The organism is Ramlibacter sp., from assembly GCF_036383835.1.
In the GTDB taxonomy this organism is placed as follows: Bacteria; Pseudomonadota; Gammaproteobacteria; order Burkholderiales; family Burkholderiaceae_C; genus Ramlibacter.
In genome coordinates this window covers 1-19,293 of sequence record NZ_DASVNN010000147.1, presented here as the reverse complement: position 1 = coordinate 19,293, position 19,293 = coordinate 1, and the positions used below count along the sequence as shown (strand labels likewise).

Sequence of the window (19,293 nt, the reverse complement as noted above, 5' to 3'; positions counted from 1 at the left end):
CGATCAGGACGTCACTGAACGCCGAGCCGGACATGCCTTCCGTCGTCTGGAACCGCGTCTGCGTCTGCGGCAGCGACCCGGGGAGCAGGCCCGAAGTGTTGGCGATGCGCAGCGTCATGTCGGCGTACGCGCCCATGCTCGGGTGCTGGAACGACGCCCAGTCGAAGCCGGAGAAGCCCGCATAGCGGTCCACCGACCCGCCCATGCCGATCATGATGTCGTCGCCCCCCTCGCCGTCCATGCGATCGGCCACGCCGCCGCCCATGAAGACGTCGTTGCCCGAGACGGGGTCGCGGCCGAGGGTGTCGAAGTTGTCGCCCGCGACGCCGTCGGCGGCGCCCTCCTGGATCCAGTCGTCGCCCTCGTTGCCGAAGGTGAACTCGTTGCCCTTGCCGCCCAGGATGAAGTCGTTGCCCGGGCCGGCGATGATCTCGGTCGCGTCGTTGCCGCCGACGATGAAGTCGTTGCCGTGGCCGCCGATCACGAGCTCGAGGCCGCTGCCGCCGTGGATGGCGTCGTTGCCGTCGTTGCCCTGCAGGTTGTCGTCGCCGAACTCGTTGGTGATGATGTCGTCGCCGGCGCCGCCGCGGATCTGGTCGTTGCCCGCGCCGCCATCGAGGCGGTCGTTGCCCTCGTCACCCCACAGCGTGTCGTCGCCGATGCCGCTGAGGAGGATGTCGTTGCCGGCCGTGCCGCCCAGCACGACGTGGTCCTCACCCGTGTAGCGCAGGTAGTTGCCGTCCGGTCCGATGGTGTCGGGGTTGTCGCGGATCACGAGCGGGACGAGCGCGCCCGGGCCGGCGGTCGGGTCGGCGCGGCCATCCAGTCCCAGGCCCGTGTGCTGGTCGGGCTGGTTCACTTCGAGCGTGAAGGCGGGCGTCGAGAAGACCAGGCCCGGCAGGTGCTTCACGTCGGTGTTGGCCATGATCAGCCGGGCGAAGCTGTTGCCCTCCAGCTCCGACAGGAAGTTCAGGTTCGCCGTGCGGTCCAGGTAGTAGAAGCGGTCGCCGTTCTGCAGGTTCTCGAGCTGGTTCTCGAACACGAAGTTGAAGGTGGAGCCGAGCAGGCCGCCGAAGGGCGTCTGCTTTTCGGCCAGGCCGCCGATCCAGAGGTCGATCGCGTCCACGCCCGTCGTGGTCGCGCCGCTGGGTGCGTTGGCATAGATGCCGGTGCCGTTCAGGAACGCGAGGCGGTCGGCGTCGTTGGCGACGAAGGTCCGCTCCGCTCCCGTGCCGGCGTTGATCACCGCGCTGCCGCCCACCACGAGGGCGAGGGCCACGGCACGCTTTTCGGCCATCGTGTCGACGTCGGCCGCGGCCAGGCCCGCATGCGTGCCGTAGGCCGCGATGAAGTTGATCAGCGAGGTCTCGTGCTTCAGGTGGCCCGCGAAGTCCGCCCAGCTCGCGTAGGGCTTCAGGTTGGCGTCGCCGGTCATGGTCCAGAACTCGGCCCGCGCCTGGTTCAGCGAAGGCACGCCCGCGTCCCGTCCGCGCATGAGGTTGATGGCCGGCAGGTCCAGCGGCAGGCCCAGCAGGTTGTTGCGCAAGGCTTCCGTGACGAACTCGTCGATCTCGTTGCCCTGCTGCCGGGTCACGCCGCGGATGATCGTGCTGGCCGCCTGCATGTCCGTCACGCCGCTCGCGGTGAATTCGAGCGGATTCAGGAAGGCGGCGATCAGCCCGATCTGCTGGTCGCCGTGGACCGTGTTGAACGCCGGGTCGAAGCGATCGACCGTCTCGTTCAGCATCGAGTGCCCGAACCGGTACACCACGTGGGCGAACTCGGCCACGATGGCGGGGTTGATCGGCGATTCGTAGTTCTGGCCCTCGGGCAGGTGCGGGTCGATGTTCGGCTGGACCCTGCGCGCGAACTCCTCGAACACGAGGTGCTGGTATTGCATCTCGGTGGCGAAGCGGGCGGCCTGGAACAACCGTTCGCCGTTCCAGGAGCCGTCCGGCAGGTGCCACTGGGCGACGAAGGCCGGATCGTTGGAGGCATCGATCACCTGCTTCAGGTAATCCACCAGCCGGTTGTGCTCGGCGTGGAAGATGAAGTGCACGGTGGTGAGGCCGATGTTCTCGTTGCCGCGCCCGTCGCCCGTGATGAAGTGCTTGTTCAGCAGTTCGTCGTCGTACGTGGCGTTCTGGCCGTTGGGTCCCGGGACGATGACGTTGCCGGCGACGTTGTCGGCGTCCGGCGCGAGGTTGCCGCTCGCGTCGAACACCGGCGCGGCGTTGTGCGCGATGTCGTTCAGGAACGCGTGGCCCGTGCGGGCGACGATGGCGCCGCCCGGCAGGTGGTGGATGTCCAGGCCGCCGGCCACGCCCTCGATCAATCCGAGGTTGGTCACCACTTGCGCGAAGCCGTTCGGGCCCGGGATGAACTTGCCGTACTGGTCCGTCGCCAGCATCGGCACGTCGACCACGTCGGCGTCGGTCAGGAGGAGGCCGAGGAACTGCGCGGCCTGCGCCTTCACCTCGGCCCAGTTGCCGATGCCGCCGTGGGCGCCGTCGATCAGCTTGCCCGTGGCGACCGTATCGCCGGCGGCGTTGAACGCGTACTCGCGCAGGAAGACCTGGTGCGACGCATTCGAGGTGTACGTCTGGTTCTGGTCGACGAACGGGGTCGTCTCGTTGTTGTGGAAGTGCCTGTCGTCGGCCGTGCCGAACACGCCGTCGGCGCCGGCCTGCACGGAGGTGTTGTCCGCACGCGTGAGCAGCATGAAGCGCTGCGACACCGGCAGGTCGTCGCCGTTGCCGAAGATGCCGTCCGCTCCCGCGATCAGCGGATCGTCGGCCATCAGCGGCACGAAGATCGTGCCGTTGTTGCCCTTGTCGACCAGGTCCAGCCCGTGGTCGAAGAACTGGCCGAAGAAGGTGAACCAGGCATTGAACGGGGAGGAGAGTCCGGCGTCGGGGGTGACGTTCGGGATGAAGAACACCTGCCGGTCGTCGGCGGTGCCGAACAGGCCGTCCAGCCCGGGGCTGACGGCCGGAGCGGCGCCGCCGTTGGCGCCGACCGCCGACGGGTTGCTCGCCGTCTGGTCCACGATCAGGTTGGAGATGATGCGCGGGTCGGCGTCGACCACGCTCGCGCCGGGTCCGCTGGTGGCGTAGTTCGTATTGGTGAGCACGCCGCCGGGCGCGGGCCCGTTGAGGTCGATGCTGTCGCCGTCCAGGTCGTTGCGGAAGATCTGGTTCAGCAGCATCGGGAAGTTCTGGTCCGACGCGCCGAAGAGCTCCTGGCCGTGCACCAGGTTGTTGAACGAGCCGTCGACCGTCCGCAGGCCATACGGCAGCCGCGTGTTGGGCAGCAGCGAGCGCAGGTCGACCGGATCATGGCCGTAGGCGTTCGAGCTCGCTTCGCCGATCTTGATCTGGTCCAGGATGAACTGCAGGTCGGAGCGGATCAGGTGGATGCCGGGCGTGGCGACGTCGCTCTCCGCGGGCAGCGCGCCGGGTGCCGGGGCGGCGGGCGCCGTGCCGGCCACGGTCGCCGTGGGCGCGGAGTACGCGTTCTCCAGGACGCCGTGGGCGTCCCGGTAGACGGCGCGCACGCGCAGGGCGAGGCCGTCCTGGGCGGCGGTCACCATGAAGGTGTTGCCGGTGACGGATTCGCGGTTGCCCAGCGTGGCGACGACGATGTCCTCGAACACGCCGGAGCCGGCGACGGACTCCATCTGCCAGTAGTAGGTGATCGGGGCGCCCGCGATGGAGCCGCCGTTGTCGGCATCGGCGACGTCCCCGGTGGTGACGTTGAGCACCTGGTTGATCTGCGGCGTGCCGAACACGGCCAGCGAACCGGTGGGGCCGGCGTTCCGGTCCGCCCCCTGCAGCACGACCGCCTGGTCGTTGAACTGCAGCCTTTCGATGTTGCGCAGCGTGTCGGTGCCATCGCTGGGGCCCACCGGCGTGACGTGCGCCACGGTGACCGTGCCGTCGACAGCGGTGGTGATCGTGTACTCGGCGCGGTTGCCCGAGTACATGGCCGTATCGAAGCTGGTTGCGGCGTCGGCGAGGCTGCCCGGCAGGATCTCGCGCACGATCTGCAGCTGGCCGGGGTTGATGGCGCCGGACAGCATGTCGGGCACCAGCTCGGTCATGCTCTGCACGCTGCGGATCTCGGGGCCGGTGCCGTCGGCGTTCTGGCGCACGCTGATGCGCACGTTGAGCCAGCGGTCGCCGTCGATGATGTCGTCGTCGCCGCGACCTTCCAGCAGGTCGCTGCCGTCGCCGCCGAGGATGATGTTGCCGGCGGTGAAGGACGTGACGCCGGCGCCGAGCACGGGCTGCAGGCCCACGTACAGGCTGACGTCGGTCAGCGTGGGATCGAGCGCGGCGGGGGTGCCGCCCACGTGCGCCAGCAGGTCGCTGTCCCCGCGCAGGTAGTCGGCGTGCGCCGAGCCGGTCAGGCCTTCGACCTCGGCGAAGCGGTCCATGATGCCGGCGTTGGAGGGCGTGGGCAGCGGTTCGACCCGCATGTTGATGAACAGGTCCGCGTTCACGCCGAAGGGATCGGTGGCGTAGCTCGCCCAGTCGAAGCCGCCGCCGCCGCCGTAGTTGTCCTGCCCGTCGGAGAACACCATGATGTCGTCGCCGCCTTCGCCTTCGAATTCGTCGAAGCCGTTGCCGGTGATGCACACGTCATTGCCCTTGATCGTGCCCAGCCCGAGCGGGTCGAAGTTGTCGCCGCCGGCGCCGTCCTGCGTGCCGAGCTCGATCCAGTCGTCGCCCTCGTTGCCCAGGGTCGGCAGGTTCAGCTTGGAGCCGAGGATGAAGTCATTGCCCGTGCCGCCGAAGGTGGTGGAGATGTCCTCGCCGGTGACGATGAAGTCGCTGCCGTCGCCGCCGAACAGGTTCTGCGGGGCGGCGATGCCGCCGGCGCCGCCGTGGATGACGTCGTTGCCTTCGTCGCCGTGGATGACGTCGTCGCCGCCGATGTCGGTGATGATGTCGTCGCCCGCGCCGCCGCGCATGATGTCGTTGCCGTAGCCGCCTTCCATGCGGTCGTTGCCGCCGTCGCCGTAGAGCGTGTCGTCCCCGATGCTGGAGATGATCGTGTCGTTTGCCGCCGTGCCGCCCAAGACCACGTGGTCCTCGCCGGTGTAGTGCAGGTAGTTGGTATCCGGCCCGGGCGTGTCCGGGTTGTCGCGGATCACGAGCGGCACGATGCCGGTGCCGCCGGCGGGGTCGGCATTGCCGTCGATGCCCAGGCCGGTGTGTTGCCGGCTCGGGTCGACCTCGAGGGTGAAGGCGGGCGTGGCGAAGACGTCACCCGGCAGGTGGGTGGCGTCGGTGTTCAGCATCACCAGGTTCGCGAAGCTGTTGTTTTCCAGCTCGATGCCGAAGTGCAGGCCCGCGGTGCGGGAGAGGTAGTAGAAGCGGTCGCCGTTCTGCAGGCTTTCCAGCTGGTTCTCGAAGATGAAGTTGAAGGTGCTGCCCAGCATCCCGCCGAAGGGCATCTGCTTCTCGGCGAGGCCGCCGATCCACAGGTCGATGTCGTCGACGCCGGTGATGGTGACGCCGCCGGCGGCGTTGGCGAAGCGGCCGGTGCTGTTCAGGAAATCGAGGCGGTCGACCCCGGCGGCGTTGGCGTCGAAGGTCCGGACGTTGCCGAGACTGTCGGTGATCTGGGCGGTCCCGCCGAAGACCAGGGCGACCGCAATCGCGCGGCGCTCCGCGACGGTGTCGACGTCGGCGGCGGCGAAGGCCTCGTGCGTGCCGTACGCCGCAATGAAGTTGACCACGGACTCCTGGTGCTTCAGGTTCATCGCGAGGTCGAACCAGCTCGTGTAGGGCTTGAGCTCGCTGGCGCCCACGCCCAGCGCCATGTTGGCGCTCGCCTGGTGGTAGAGCTCGCGCCGCGCTTCGTTCAGCGAGGGAATGCCCGTGTCGCGGCCGCGGGCGATGTTGATGGCCGCCAGGTCCAGCGGCAGGCCCAGCAGCGTGTTGCGCACGGCGTCGGTCACGAATTCGTCGATCTCGGAGCCGGCCTGGCGCGTCATGCCGCGCACGATCGCGCCGGCGGCCGCCTCCGGCGACAGCGTGTTGTTGTTGTTGTAGGCGACCGGGTTCAGGAAGGCGTCGAGCAGGGAAAGGCTGCTCGAATTGAAGTTCGGGTCGAACCGGTCGACGGAGCCCGTCAGCATCGTGTGGCCGACGCGGTACACCGCATGCGCGAACTCGCCGACGATGGCGGGGTTGATGGTGGTGTCGAAGCCGTCGGGCGCCAGGAACTCGTCGATGTTGGGGTCCAGCTTGCGGGCGAACTCCTCGAACACCAGGTGCTGGTACTGCATCTCGGTGGCGAAGCGGGCGGCCTGGAACAGGCGTTCGCCGTCCCACGAGCCGTCGGGCAGCTGCCAGGAAGCGATGAAGGCCGCGTCGTTGGTGGCCAGGATGGTGTCCTTGATCGCATCGACCTGGCGGTTGTGCTCCGCGTGGAAGATGTGGTGCACCGAGGTGAGCGCGATGTTCTCGTTGCCGCGGCCGTCGCCCGTGATGAAGTGGCGGTCGAGCAGTTCGTTGTCGTAGGTGCCCGCGGCGGGCGGGCCGGCGTTGATCACGTTGTCGCCGTCCGGGGCGAGCGCAGCGCCGGTGTCGGAGACCGGCGCGGCACTGTGCGCGATGTCGTTCAGGAAGGCGTGGCCGGTGTGCTGGGCGCCGGTGGAGGAGACGGGGGTGGTCGCGTTGCCCGACTGCAGGGTGGGGGGCGTGCCCGGGAACACCAGTTGCGGGAAGCCGTTCGGGCCGGGAATGAAATTGCCGTACGCGTCGGCGCGGACCATCGGCAGGTCCAGCACGTCGGTGTCGTGCAGCTGGATGCCCAGGACGTGCTCGGCCTGGAACTTCACGTCGGCCCAGGTCGGCAGGCCGCCGTCGGCGTGGTTCAGCATCTTGCCCGTGGCGACCGGATGGCCGCTCGCGTCGAGCACGTACTCGCGCAGGAAGACCTGGTGCGAGGGATGCGAGGTATAGGTCTGGTTCTGGTCGACGAAGGGCGTCGTCGCGTTCGTCGGGTTGCCCGCGGCGTCTTTCGTGACGCGCGAGACGATCATGAAGTTGGTGCCGGGGCTGGCCGGGTTGAACAGCGGATCGTCCGGCTGCAGCGGCATCATGATGAATTCGGTGCTGCTCTTGTTGACCAGGTCCAGGCCGTGGTCGAAGAACTGCCCGAAAAAGGTGAACCACGAATTGAACGGCGCGGACAGTCCGGCGTCGGGCGCGGTGTTCGTGATGCTCAGGAGCGTGCCGGGCGGGATGACGACGCCGTTGGCATCGAGCAGGGCGCCGTCGGATGCGCGGATGGAGCCGAAGCCGGCGTCGACGAACGCCTGCACCGCCGCCGGGTTGTTGCTGGACTGGTCGGCGACCAGGTTGCTGATGATGCGCGGCTGCGGGTCCACGACCGAGCCGGGCGGCAGGCCGGGGGGCGTCGGCACCGATCCGTCGTAGGGCGCCGGCGGGTCGGGCGGGACCAGCGTCGGGAACGGCTGGTCGGCCGCGCCCGACGAGGTGCTCAGGATGTTGTTGTACGAGCCATCGACCGTGCGCAAGCCGAGCGGCGCGTAGGGATTCGACACCAGCGTGGTCAGGTCGGCGCCGGCCGCGTGCGCTTCTGCGATCGCGATTTGGTCGAGGATGAATTCCAGGTCGGAGCGGATGAGGGATGCCATCTTGTTTCTCCTGCGGGATCGGGACGGATCCGGCGCGTGCGCGTTCAGGGCGAAGCCTCCCCCGTGCCGGCCCGGGGGCAAGCGGACAATCAGCTGGGCCGGCCCGGCCGGCAGCTAAAGGGTGAAAAGCGGGGCGTGCTGGCGGCGGATGCCGGCCAGCCGTGGGGCAGTGGCTAGGACGCGGGTTTGGGCGGCCGTGCGCTGCGCAGCGCGAGCGTCACGCCGCAACCGGCGAACGCCTGGCATGACATGCGGATGTCCATGTGAACCTCCTCCAGGTTGTCTGCTCGACTCAAGCTTGTTGTAAGGCGCCGCGAACGACTGCTGGTCGCCAGGGGGCAGAACGTTCTGCGGCTACGCAGGACAACCCCCACTCCCGGGAAACGAAAAGCACGATGCGTACCATCGTGTGTTCGATTGCATCGCGCTCTGGGCGCCTCGACTTCCGCACAGGGGGAGGGGGTGACTTTCCCCAGACGCGGGGGCTTTTCCCCCACTCGGGGGGCTCGCCCGCCCGCGCTAGGAGCCCGGCAGCAGCGTGCCGGAGTCTTCCGGGGGACGCGAGAGTCCCAGCTTCTCGATGCGGTAGCGCATCATGTCGCGCGACAGACCCAGCATCCGTGCCGACTTGGTCACGTTCCAGCCGGTGCGCTCCAGGGTCCGGACGACCATCGTGCGCTCCTCGTTCTGCAGCTCCGCCCAGTTGCGCGGCACCACGGCAGCGGCGGGGGGGGCGGCATCCACGTCGCCGGACATGGTGGGCGCCGGTGCCAGTCCGGTGCACAGGGCGAGCTGGCCGGGCGTCACCACATCGCCGTGCGCCAGCAGCACCGTCTGCTGCAGCATGTTGCGCAGCTCGCGCACGTTGCCGGGCCAGAAGTACTGCGCGAGTGCGTGTTCCGCCTCGGCGCTGAAGCGCAAGGCCGGCTTGCCGTAGCGCCGGCCGTGCGCCGCCAGGAAGTGCCGCGCCAGCAGCAGGATGTCGTCGCCCCGTGCGCGCAGGGCGGGCACGACGATGGAAACGATGCGCAGGCGGAAGTACAGGTCGCTGCGGAACCGGCCCTGGCGCACCATCGCCTCGAGGTCGCGGTTGGTCGCGCTGATGATGCGCAGGTCGACCTTGCGCTCCTTGACGGCGCCGATCCGCCGGATCGTCTTCTCCTCCAGCAGTTTCAGCAGCTTGGCCTGCAGCGACGGCTCGACCTCGCCGATCTCGTCCAGGAACAGGGTGCCGCCGTCGGCCGCCTCGATCAGGCCCGTGCGCCTTTCCTTGGCGTCGGTGAACGCGCCCTTCTCGTGGCCGAACAGCTCGGACTCCAGCAGGTGCGAGGGGATCGAGGCGCAGTTGATCTCCACGAAGGGCCCCCGGCTGCGCGGGCCGTCGAAGTGCAGCGAGCGGGCGACGAGCTCCTTGCCCGTGCCGGTCTCGCCCGTGATCAGCACGGCCGGCAGGTCGCCATCGTCGATGCGGCGTTCGGTGTCCAGCAGGTGGCGCAAGGTGGCCTGGAGCGACTTGATGGCCGGCGATTCCCCGAGGATGGAGGCCACTCCGGCGCCATCGGCCTGGCGCTCCTGGTGGAATTGCAGGGCCTGCTCCATGCGGGCGGCGCCGATCGCGCGTTCGAGCAGCAGGTGCAGCTCCGCCAGCACCAGGGGCTTGATCACGTAGTCATAGGCGCCGGCCTTCATGGCCTGCACCGCGGTCTGCGCGCTGTCGTCGCCCGTCATGACGATGCACTTCACGTGCGGGTCGGACTTGTGCATCTTCTGCAGCATCTCGATGCCGCTCAGGCCGCGGAACCTCTGGTCGGTGACGACGGCATCCGGGTGCAGGGTCTCCCACACGCGCAGCCCGTCCTCCGCGCTCGCGCAGGTCTCGACTTCCCAGCCCTGGCGGATGAGGTAGGCCGAGATGTTCCTCGCCTGGATGGCATCGTCTTCCACGACCAGGATCGCTCTGCCCATGGCGCCACCTCACGTCCTGAACTGCAGCCTGACCTGCGTGCCCGCGTTCTCGACGCTGGACAGCGCGACCGAACCACCGAATCGCTCCATGGCCCGCCTGACCATCGGCAGCCCCACGCCCAGCCCTTGCGCCTTCGTGGTGTGGAAGGGCTGGAACGCCGCGGCGAGCTGCTGCGTCGACATGCCGATGCCGGAATCGCCGATCGTCAGCTCGATGCCGGCGGGCTCCTTGGTCTCGCGCATCGCCACCCGCAGTTCGCCGCCGGCCTGCATGGCCTCCACGGCGTTCGAGATCACGCTGTGCAGCGCCTGGCGAACGAGCGCCGTACTGCCTTGCACGCGCGCGCCTGCGCAGGGTTCGCGGTCCCAGGAGAGGCGGATCGCCAGGTGCTCGAGCGTCGGAGCGAACGACGCGAGGACGCCGTCCAGGACGGCGCACAGCTCGACGGGTTCCTGTTCGCCGCTCAGCGGCCGCGAATACAGGAGCAGCTCGCGGATCCACTGGGACAGGAAATCCACCTGCGTGATGATGTCCTGCGCGTTCTTGCGCACCGGCAGGTCGTCGCTGCACAGCGCGAGTTCCGCGCTGTTGCGCACGCTGGAGAGCGGATTGCGCAGGCTGTGGGCGAGGGCGGTCGCCATCTCGCCCGCGAACAGCTGGAACTGCGCGTCGACCAGCTGGTGCTGCTGCTGACGCAGCATCCTGTCGGCGCGCCGGATGATGCCGAACAGGCCCAGGTACATCAGCACGCCGCCCAGCGCCGTCGTGCCCCATACGAGGGCCTGGCCGGCGCGGATGGCTTCCATCAGGTCGCCGGGCTGCTTGTAGACCTCGATCACGGCCACCACCTCGCCGGCGCCGTCGAGCAGCGGCACGTAACTCTCCACGAACAGGTCGGAAGGCGCGACGCTGAACCACCTTTCGTGGCGGAACGGGTCCGTGCCGCGGTGATGGCGCGTCACTTCGCCGCGGGTTGCGAACGCCTCCTCGAGTTCCTCGTCGTTCCGCACGTACGATCCGACCAGGGCCTTGTTGCTGGACCAGACGATCATCCGGTCCGCCGCATACACGGTGCTCTGGAGAACGTCCGGAAGCTGCCGCAGGTGCTCGTAGATCGCGGCACGCGCGCGCGCCACGGCTTCGTGCGGGATCCCCGGCGGCGCCGCGTTCGCGCGCCGATCGAGGTATTCGTTCATGCTCCGGGTGCCCAGCACCGCGGCCTGCACGCCGATGGCGTCGCGGATGAATTGCGCCGTGAGCAGCGCATCGCGGCGCAGCGCCTGCTCGGCGATGAAGTGCGACAGGAGCGTGCCGGTCAACGCCGCGGCGGGCACGAGTGCGACGAGGCTGGTGATCGAGAACCACCGCAGCAGGTCGAAGGCACGTCCCGGTCTTCCGGCGAGTGCCGCACGCGCGGCCCGCGCTGCACGCAACAGCCTGGCGCCGAAGGAAGGAGGCGCGCCCGCGTCCAACAGACAGCCGTCGAAGTTGGACCCCTCCATGGAAGCCTCCTTTGGAACCACCAGCCCCGCCCCGCACGCATGCGAAATCATTATGGACGGGGGTGTTCGCAACTTGCAATCGTTGATACGAATGCAAGGGCACATCCGGAAGGAGGAATCGCTCGGACTATTCGGTGCGCCGCACGTTCGCGACGTCTGCAAGCCACTGCAGCAAACTGTTGGCCTGCGCCTTGTCGAGGACCGCCGTCGCGCCGAGCTCGAGGCAATGCAGCGTGACGCCGGGACTCAGGTACCCGCTGAAAACGAGGACGGGGCTCTGCTTGTTCACCTGGCGCGCACGCTCGACGACGCCGAAGCCACTGCCTTCGCGCAGCACCAGGTCGACGATGGCCAGGTCCCAGTCCGCAGGGTGCTCTTGCAGCCAGTGCCTCGCTTCCGCTTCGGTGGCGGCACTGCCGACCAGCTCGAAGCGCGCCGAAGTGACGAGCAGCTCCGCGATCAGCTCGTGCATGCCAGGCGAGTCCTCGGCGACGAAGACGCGGATCATCCGTGCGCTCCGTTGCGGGCGAGCATGTGAACGCGGACATGCGCCGTGACTCGCGTAACCCGCGCCTCACAGCGACCAACGATCTGAAACCTTGAATCCATCGGCGCACATCGTATGTGCGTCGGCGCCCGATGGGTGCTCGGCAGTGAAATGTTACCGAATGGCCGGAACTGCAGTCGCCGGTCAAAAAGCGCTTCGCCGAAAGAAAAAGGGCGTGCCGCCCTCGATGTGGCGGCACGCCCTTTGCGTCTGGTGCCGGAGAGAGGAATCGAACCCCCGACCTTCTCATTACGAATGAGCTGCTCTACCGACTGAGCTACTCCGGCGAAGCCCGCGATTATAGGGCAACTCGGGTGTGCCCCCATGGCCCGGGCGGCGGCCACGGTCCAGAATGGGCCGATGCACGACCTCCTCGCAGACCTTGCGGCCGCCAACCAGATCCTCGCCGACCAGGGCGTGGTCGATGCCTTCGGGCACGTGAGCGTGCGGCACCCGCAGCATCCGGATCGCTTCCTGCTGGCGCGCAACATGGCGCCCAGCCAGGTTCGGCCGCAGGACATCCTGCAGTTCGCGTTCGACGGCACGCCGCTGGATGCCGGCGACCGCCGGGTCTACCTGGAGCGCTTCATCCACGGCGCGATCTACCGCGCGCGGCCCGACGTCATGTCGGTGGTGCACAGCCATTCGCCCGCGGTCGTGCCCTTCAGCATCGCGAGGGGCGCGCGGCTGCGGCCGGTGTGCCACATGAGCGGCTTCCTGGGCGCGGGCGCGCCGCTGTTCGAGATCCGCGACGCCGCCGGCGCGGGCTCCGACCTGCTGGTGCGCGACGACCGCCTCGGCACCGCGCTCGCCGACAGCCTGGGCGGCGCGAACTTCGTGCTGATGCGCGGACACGGCTCGACGACGGTGGCGCCGTCGCTGAAGCTGGCGGTCTACCGCGCCGTGTACGCGGAGGTCAATGCGCGCATGCAGATGCAGGCGCAGCAGCTGGGCGATCCCGAATTCCTGACCGCGCAGGAAGCGGTGAGCGCCATGGAAAGCACGGAAGGCCAGGTCGAGCGTCCCTGGGCCCTGTGGAAAGCCGCGGCGCAAAGCCGCCGGAGCGCGTGATGCCCCGCATCCTTCAATCTCGCCGCGCCCTGATCCTCTGCGCCGCCGCGGCGGCCGCATTGCCGGCTTTCGCGCAGGACACCTGGCCCGCGCGGCCGGTGCGCGTGATCGTGCCCTCGTCGCCGGGCGGCGGCACCGACGTGTTCGCGCGCATCCTGGCGCAGGCCCTGAGCGAGCAGACCAGGCAGAACTTCATCGTCGACAACAAGCCGGGCGCCAGCGGCAACATCGGCGCCGAGCTGGCGGCGCGCTCCGAACCGGACGGCTACACGCTGCTGGTGGCCTCCAACTCCTCGCTGGGCATCAATCCGGTGCTGCTCAGGAGCATGCCCTTCGACATCGAACGCGATCTCACGCCGATCACGCGCGGCGTGTTCGCGCCGATGGTGATCGTGGCGAACCCCTCGACCGGCTGGAAGACGCTCAGGGACATGCTGGAGCAGGGCCGGCGCGAGCCGGGCAAGATGTTCTACGGTACCGCCGGCACCGGCAGCCCGCTCTACATCGGCGTGCGGATGATCGAGGAGGCGAGCGGCGCGCGCTTCTCGCATGTCCCCTACAAGGGCGCGGGCCCGGCCTACCAGGACCTGCTCGGCGGCCGCCTGCAGTTCATGCTGACCGACCTGGCGTCGATCGAGCAGCACGTGAAGGCGGGCAAGGTGGTGCCGCTCGCGATCACGCAGAAGTCGCCGCTGCTGCCCAACGTGCCCACGCTCGCGGAGGCTGGCCTGCCCGACGTCCGCGCCTGGACTTCCTTCAGCGTGATGGCGCCGTCGCGGGTGCCGCCGGCGATCGTCAGGCGCGCGGGCGACGAGATCCGCCGCGCGCTGCGCACGCCGGCCGTGGTGCAGCGGCTGGAGCAGCAGGCGCTGATCCCGGTGCTGGACACGCCGGAGGAGTTCGCCGCGGACCTGCGCAAGGAGCGCGAGCACTGGGGCCAGTTCATCCGCCGCAACAACATCACGCCCGACTGAAGGGCGCTTTTTCCCCGTCATCCCCGCGCAGGCGGGGATCCAGGGCATTCAAAGGCAAAGCGGCCCGCTGGGCCGCTTTGTCATGGGAGCTCTGGGTTCCCGCCTGTGCGGGAATGACGGGATTTCAGGTCCCGTGGTACTTCGTGACCCGCTCCACCTCGTTCTTCGACCCGAGGATCACGCTCACGCGCTCGTGCAGCTTCTTCGGCTGCACGTCGAGGATGCGCTGCCTGCCGTTGGTGGCGGCGCCGCCGGCCTGTTCCACCAGCCACGACATCGGGTTGGCTTCGTACATCAGGCGCAGCTTGCCGGGCTTCTCCGGCTCGCGCTTGTCCCACGGGTACATGAAGATCCCGCCGCGCGTGAGGATGCGGTGCACGTCCGCCACCATGGAGGCGACCCAGCGCATGTTGAAGTCCTTGCCGCGCGGGCCTTCCTTGCCTTCCAGGCATTCGTCGACGTAGCGGCGCACCGGCGCGTCCCAGTGGCGCATGTTGGACATGTTGATCGCGAATTCCTTCGTATCCTCCGGGATCCGCACCTGGTCCTCGGTCAGCACGAACGACCCCTGCTCGCGGTCCAGCGTGAACATCGCGACGCCGTCGCCGACCGTCAGCACCAGCGTGGTCTGCGGGCCGTAGATGCAGTAGCCGGCCGCCACCTGCCGGCTGCCGCATTGCAGGAAGTCCTGCTCGCTCACGGCCTGGCCATGGCCGTTCTCGGGCTTCTTCAGCACGCTGAAGATCGTGCCGATGCTCACGTTCACGTCGATGTTGGACGAGCCGTCGAGCGGATCGAACAGCAGCAGGTATTCGCCCTGCGGATAGCGATGGGGCACCGCGAGGATCTCGTCCATCTCCTCGCTCGCCATCGCGGCCAGGTGGCCGCCCCATTCGTTGGCCTCGATCAGCACCTCGTTGGCGATGATGTCCAGCTTCTTCTGGACTTCGCCCTGCACGTTCTCGGTGTGCGCCGTGCCCAGCACGCCGCCCAGCGCGCCCTTGTTCACGGCGTGGCTGATGCTCTTGCAGGCCCGCGCCACGACTTCGATCAGCAGGCGCAGGTGGGAGGGGACGCTTTCGTCGACCCGCTGCTTCTCGACGAGGTAGCGGGTGAGGGAGATCTTGGCGGTCATTGCCGCCATTTTCTCACGGCTCAGCGCAGCTCGAAGGCGGGCAGCTTTCTCGCGACGGCCACGTTCCTCAAGGTCGCGAACACCGGCATGCCGTCCCTGTACTGCGGGTAATCCTCGCCCTGGATCAGCGGGCGCAGGTAGCGCCTGCACTGCTCCGTGATGCCGAAGCCGTCGGCGCTGATGAAGTCGCGCGGCATGAACTTCTCGCGGTTCGCCACTTCGGACAGCGGCGCGGTGCCGATGCGGTAGGCGTAAGGCGCGTCGCCCAGGCGCTCGATCGTGGGCATCACCGCGTTGTGCCCTTCCAGGGCGAGCTTCACGGCGGCCGCGCCGACCTCGTAGGCCTGCTTCACGTCGGTCGCCGACGCGATGTGGCGCGCGGCGCGCTGCAGGTAGTCCGCGACCGCCCAGTGGAACTTGTAGCCCAGCCCCTGCTTCACCATGCCGGCGACGACAGGCGCCGCGCCGCCCAGCTGCGCGTGCCCGAAGGCGTCCTTCGTGCCCTGTTCCGCCAGGAAGGTGCCATCCGGATGGTGGCAGCCCTCGGAGACGATCACGGTGCAGAAGCCGTGCTCCTTCACCAGCGCGCCGACGCGCGCCAGGAACTTCGCCTCGTCGAACGCGATCTCCGGGAACAGCACGACGACGGGAATGCCCTGGTCCTCGATCAGCCCGCCGGCCGCGGCGATCCAGCCGGCATGGCGGCCCATCACCTCGAGCACGAACACCTTGGTGGAGGTCTTCGCCATCGAGCGCACGTCGAACGAGGCCTCGAGCGCCGAGACCGCGACATACTTGGCCACCGAGCCGAAGCCGGGGCAGCAGTCGGTGATGGGCAGGTCGTTGTCCACGGTCTTCGGGACGTGGATCGCCTGGAGGGGATAACCCATGCTCGCCGACAGCTGGCTCACCTTGAAGCAGGTGTCGGCGGAATCGCCGCCGCCGTTGTAGAAGAAGTAGCCGATGCCGTGCGCCTGGAACACCTCGATCAGGCGCTCGTACTCGCGCCGGTTGGCGTCGAGCGACTTGAGCTTGTGGCGGCAGGACCCGAACGCGCCCGCCGGCGTCGTCCGCAGCAGCGCGATGGCGGCTGCGCTTTCCTGGCTGGTGTCGATCAGGTCCTCGGTCAGCGCCCCGATGATGCCGTTGCGCCCCGCGTAGACCGTGCCGATCCGGTCGCCGTGGGCGCGCGCCGTTTCGATGACGCCGCAGGCCGTCGCGTTGATCACGGCGGTGACGCCGCCCGACTGCGCATAGAAAGCGTTCCTGGTGTCCGCCATGCCGCGCCTCCGAGGTTGGTGGCTCAGTCCGCGAGCGCGCGCGAGACCACCTCGCGCACATCGTTGCTCAGATCCGGCTTGGCCGCAACCCGGGCGATCGCCTCGCGCGCCGCGCTGCGCTGCGGCTCCGCCAGCTTCTTCCAGCGGTCCAGCGCGCGGGCCAGCCGCGCGGCGACCTGCGGGTTGATGCCATCGAGCTCGATGACGCGGTCGCTCCAGAACACGTAGCCGGCCGCATCGGCGCGATGGAAGCCCCCCGGGTTCGCGCTGCAGTAGCTGAAGATCACGCTCCGGGCGCGGTTCGGGTTGCGGACGTTGAAGTCGGCGTGCTGCATCAGCTGCCTGACCACCGGCAGGATGTTGCCGCCGCGGTCCGGCGCGCCGGCCTGCAGGGCGAACCACTTGTCCAGCACCAGCGCTTCGTCCTTGAACAGCGCGTGGAAGCGCTGCAGTGCGGGCGCCGCGAGTTCATGGTCCGTGGTGACCAGCGCCGCCAGCGCGTTGAAGCGGTCCGTCATGTTGGACGCGTCCTTGAAGCGCTGGTAGGCCTTGCCGGGCCACACCGGATCGCCGCTGGCACGCGCGGCCAGGCACAGGTGCGTGAGCGCGAGCCCGGAGAGCGCGCGGCGGCCGCTCGACACCGGGTCGGGACGATAGGCGCCGCTTTCCTGGTGCGTCTCGAAGGCCCATTCCCAGTCGGAGAACAGCGCCTGGGCGAGCTGCTCGCGCATCGCCTCGCGCACCGCGTGGATGCGCTGCGGATCGACCACGTCCAGCTGTTCCGCGATGTAGGTCTCGGCGGGCAGCGTCAGCACCAGTTCCTTGAAGGCCGCATCGAGCTGCGGATGGCGCAGCACGCTGCGCATCGCCTCGACGTAGGACGCGTCGAGCCGCACTTCGTCGCCGGAGCGCACGAAGGCCAGCGCGCGGGCCGTGGCCAGGCGCTGCGCCGCTTCCCAGCGGTTGAACGGGTCCGTGTCGTTGGCGAGCAGCGTCAGCAACTGCCCGTCGCTGTAGTCGTATTCCAGGATCACCGGCGCGCTGAAGGCGCGCAGCAGCGAGGGCACCGGTTCCGCGGCGTAGCCCGGGAAGGTGAGGGTTTCGCTCGCCTGCGTCAGCACGTGCATGCCGCCGGTGAGCTCGCGGCCGTCGGCATCCAGCAGGCCCAGCGCGATCGGGATCACGAAGGGCTGCTTGTCGACCTGGCCCGGCGTCGGCGCGCAGGACTGCGCGAGCGTCAGCGAATAGATGCCCGACACCGCATCGAAATGCGTCTGCACGCGCACGCGCGGCGTGCCGGCCTGGCTGTACCAGCGCTTGAACTGCTCGAGGCTGCGCGCGAGCTGCGATTCGGGATTGGCATCGGCGATCGCCTGCGCGAAGTCGTCGCAGGTCACGGCCTGGCCGTCGTGGCGCTGGAAGTACAGCGACAGGCCGCGGGCGAAGCCCTCGCGGCCCACCAGGGTGTGCATCATGCGCACGACCTCGGCACCCTTTTCGTACACCGTGACGGTGTAGAAGTTGTTGATCTCGAGGTACTGGTCGGGCCGCACGGGGTGCGCCATCGGGCCGGCGTCCTCGGGGAACTGCGCGGTGCGCAGCACCCGCACGTCCTCGATGCGCTTGACGGCGCGCGCCGAGACGCTGCCGGCCAGGTCCATGCTGAACTCCTGGTCGCGGAAGACCGTGAGGCCTTCCTTGAGCGACAGCTGGAACCAGTCGCGGCAGGTCACGCGGTTGCCGGTCCAGTTGTGGAAGTACTCGTGGCCGACCACCGATTCGATGTTGGAGTAGTCGGTGTCGGTGGCCGTGGCCTGGTTGGCCAGGACGTACTTCGTGTTGAAGATGTTCAGGCCCTTGTTCTCCATCGCGCCCATGTTGAAGTCGCTGGTGGCGACGATCATGAAGCGCTCGAGGTCCAGCGGCAGGCCGAAGCGCGCCTCGTCCCAGGCGACCGACGCCATCAGCGAATTCATCGCGTGCTCGGTCTTGTCCAGGTCGCCGGGGCGCACGTACACCTGCAGCAGGTGGTCCTTGCCGTTGCGGGCGGTGATGCGCTGCTCGCGGCTCACCAGCTGGCCGGCCACCAGCGCGAACAGGTAGCTGGGCTTGCGGAAGGGATCGACCCACTTGGCGAAGTGGCGGCCGTCGTCCAGGTTGCCCTGGTCGACCAGGTTGCCGTTGGACAGCAGCACCGGGTACTTCTGCTTGTCCGCGCGCAGGGTCACCGTGTAGCTGGCCATCACGTCGGGACGGTCCAGGAAGTACGTGATGCGGCGGAAGCCCTCGGCCTCGCACTGGGTGAAGAAGGACTCGTTGCTGACGTAGAGGCCCATCAGCTTGGTGTTCTTCGCCGGCGAACAGGTGGTGAAGATCTCCAGCTCGAAGGGCTCGTTGCCGGCCGGCAGGTTCTCCAGCACCAGCTGGCCGTCCTCCATCTTGAACGAAGTGCCCTGGCCCTCCACCAGCACGCGCGCGAGGTTCAGTTCCTCGCCGTCGAGGCGCAGGGGCTGCGGCATCACTTCGGGATTGCGGCGCAGGCGCATGCGGTTCAGCACGCGCGTCTTGGCCGGGTCGAGGTCGAAGCACAGTTCGACCGTGTCGATCCAGAAGGCCGGCGGCTGGTAGTCCGCGCGGTGGATCACCTTGGATTGTCCTTCACGCATGCAGGCTCTCCAGAAATTCGTTCTTCATCGGTTGTTGGTTGGGCGCGCACCCACCGCCGTCGTTCCCGCGAAGGCGGGAATCCAGGGCGTTGAAGGCCAACGCGCCGCGCGCGCCGGTTCCGAATGCCCTGGGTCCCCGCCTTCGCGGGGATGACGGGAGTTTCCTCATACGCCCTGCTTCAGCGAGGCTTCGATGAAGGCATCGAGGTCGCCATCCAGCACTTTCTGCGTGGCGGAGATCTCGACCCCGGTGCGCAGGTCCTTGATGCGGCTGTTGTCCAGCACGTAGCTGCGGATCTGGTGGCCCCAGCCCACGTCGGTCTTGGAGTCCTCCAGCTTCTGCTGCGCCTCCAGGCGCTTGCGCATCTCGAAGTCGTACAGGCGCGAGCGCAGGCGGCGCCAGGCGACGTCGCGGTTGGAGTGCTGCGAGCGGCTGTCCTGGCACTGCACCACGATGCCGGTGGGCATGTGCGTCAG

10 protein-coding genes and 1 tRNA gene are annotated in these 19,293 nt (G+C 68.5%); 2 read left to right on the top strand and 9 right to left on the bottom strand.

Annotated features, from left to right (window positions below; genetic code table 11):
* The 5 genes from VF522_RS23045 to VF522_RS23025 all read right to left on the bottom strand — a co-directional run.
* Positions 1–7,675, bottom strand: a 7,675-nt coding sequence (locus VF522_RS23045; RefSeq protein ID WP_330910673.1) for a peroxidase family protein, incomplete at its 3' end; no start/stop codon positions are given.
* 519 nt (positions 7,676–8,194) lie between these two features.
* The gene (locus VF522_RS23040; RefSeq protein WP_330910672.1) at positions 8,195–9,640 is read right to left on the bottom strand and encodes a sigma-54 dependent transcriptional regulator; all 1,446 of its coding nucleotides are present in this window, start codon (positions 9,638–9,640) and stop codon (positions 8,195–8,197) included.
* A 9-nt stretch (positions 9,641–9,649) separates the two neighbouring features.
* A complete protein-coding gene (locus tag VF522_RS23035; RefSeq protein ID WP_330910671.1) occupies positions 9,650–11,143 on the bottom strand; it encodes a HAMP domain-containing sensor histidine kinase in 1,494 nt (497 codons plus the stop codon).
* A 127-nt stretch (positions 11,144–11,270) separates the two neighbouring features.
* Positions 11,271–11,651, bottom strand: a complete 381-nt coding sequence (locus VF522_RS23030) for a response regulator (RefSeq protein ID WP_330910670.1) — start codon at positions 11,649–11,651, stop codon at positions 11,271–11,273.
* 250 nt (positions 11,652–11,901) lie between these two features.
* Positions 11,902–11,977, bottom strand: a tRNA-Thr gene (locus VF522_RS23025).
* Positions 11,978–12,050: 73 nt separating this feature from the next.
* Between VF522_RS23025 and VF522_RS23020 the strand changes: the two genes are divergently transcribed.
* Together VF522_RS23020 and VF522_RS23015 are read left to right on the top strand one after the other, a co-directional pair.
* On the top strand, positions 12,051–12,761 hold the full coding sequence (locus tag VF522_RS23020; protein ID WP_330910669.1) for a class II aldolase/adducin family protein: 711 nt from the start codon (positions 12,051–12,053) through the stop codon (positions 12,759–12,761).
* Entirely contained in the window at positions 12,761–13,735 is a 975-nt protein-coding gene (locus VF522_RS23015; protein WP_330910668.1) for a tripartite tricarboxylate transporter substrate binding protein, read from the top strand. The genes VF522_RS23020 and VF522_RS23015 overlap by 1 nt, the downstream gene beginning before the upstream one ends.
* A 124-nt stretch (positions 13,736–13,859) precedes the next feature.
* On the opposite strand, the gene VF522_RS23010 is transcribed toward VF522_RS23015, so the two are convergent.
* From VF522_RS23010 to VF522_RS22995, 4 genes are all read right to left on the bottom strand, one after another.
* Complete coding sequence (locus VF522_RS23010; protein WP_330910667.1) at positions 13,860–14,870, bottom strand: class 1 fructose-bisphosphatase; 1,011 nt, start codon at positions 14,868–14,870, stop codon at positions 13,860–13,862.
* A 20-nt stretch (positions 14,871–14,890) separates the two neighbouring features.
* Complete coding sequence (locus VF522_RS23005; protein ID WP_330910666.1) at positions 14,891–16,150, bottom strand: 6-phosphofructokinase; 1,260 nt, start codon at positions 16,148–16,150, stop codon at positions 14,891–14,893.
* A 23-nt stretch (positions 16,151–16,173) separates the two neighbouring features.
* The gene (gene pepN, locus VF522_RS23000) at positions 16,174–18,816 is read right to left on the bottom strand and encodes an aminopeptidase N (RefSeq protein WP_330910665.1); all 2,643 of its coding nucleotides are present in this window, start codon (positions 18,814–18,816) and stop codon (positions 16,174–16,176) included.
* Positions 18,817–18,981: 165 nt separating this feature from the next.
* The coding region (locus VF522_RS22995; RefSeq protein WP_330910664.1) for a peptide chain release factor-like protein at positions 18,982–19,293 on the bottom strand (312 nt) is incomplete at its 5' end.

Excerpts from the sequence above, each read along its gene's own strand:
- VF522_RS23040 (WP_330910672.1), bottom strand. The coding sequence starts at position 9,640 with ATGGGCAGAGCGATCCTGGTCGTGGAAGACGATGCCATCCAGGCGAGG.
- VF522_RS23035 (WP_330910671.1), bottom strand. The coding sequence starts at position 11,143 with ATGGAGGGGTCCAACTTCGACGGCTGTCTGTTGGACGCGGGCGCGCCT.
- VF522_RS23030 (WP_330910670.1), bottom strand. The coding sequence starts at position 11,651 with ATGATCCGCGTCTTCGTCGCCGAGGACTCGCCTGGCATGCACGAGCTG.
- VF522_RS23020 (WP_330910669.1), top strand. The coding sequence starts at position 12,051 with ATGCACGACCTCCTCGCAGACCTTGCGGCCGCCAACCAGATCCTCGCC.
- VF522_RS23015 (WP_330910668.1), top strand. The coding sequence starts at position 12,761 with ATGCCCCGCATCCTTCAATCTCGCCGCGCCCTGATCCTCTGCGCCGCC.
- VF522_RS23010 (WP_330910667.1), bottom strand. The coding sequence starts at position 14,870 with ATGACCGCCAAGATCTCCCTCACCCGCTACCTCGTCGAGAAGCAGCGG.
- VF522_RS23005 (WP_330910666.1), bottom strand. The coding sequence starts at position 16,150 with ATGGCGGACACCAGGAACGCTTTCTATGCGCAGTCGGGCGGCGTCACC.
- pepN (WP_330910665.1), bottom strand. The coding sequence starts at position 18,816 with ATGCGTGAAGGACAATCCAAGGTGATCCACCGCGCGGACTACCAGCCG.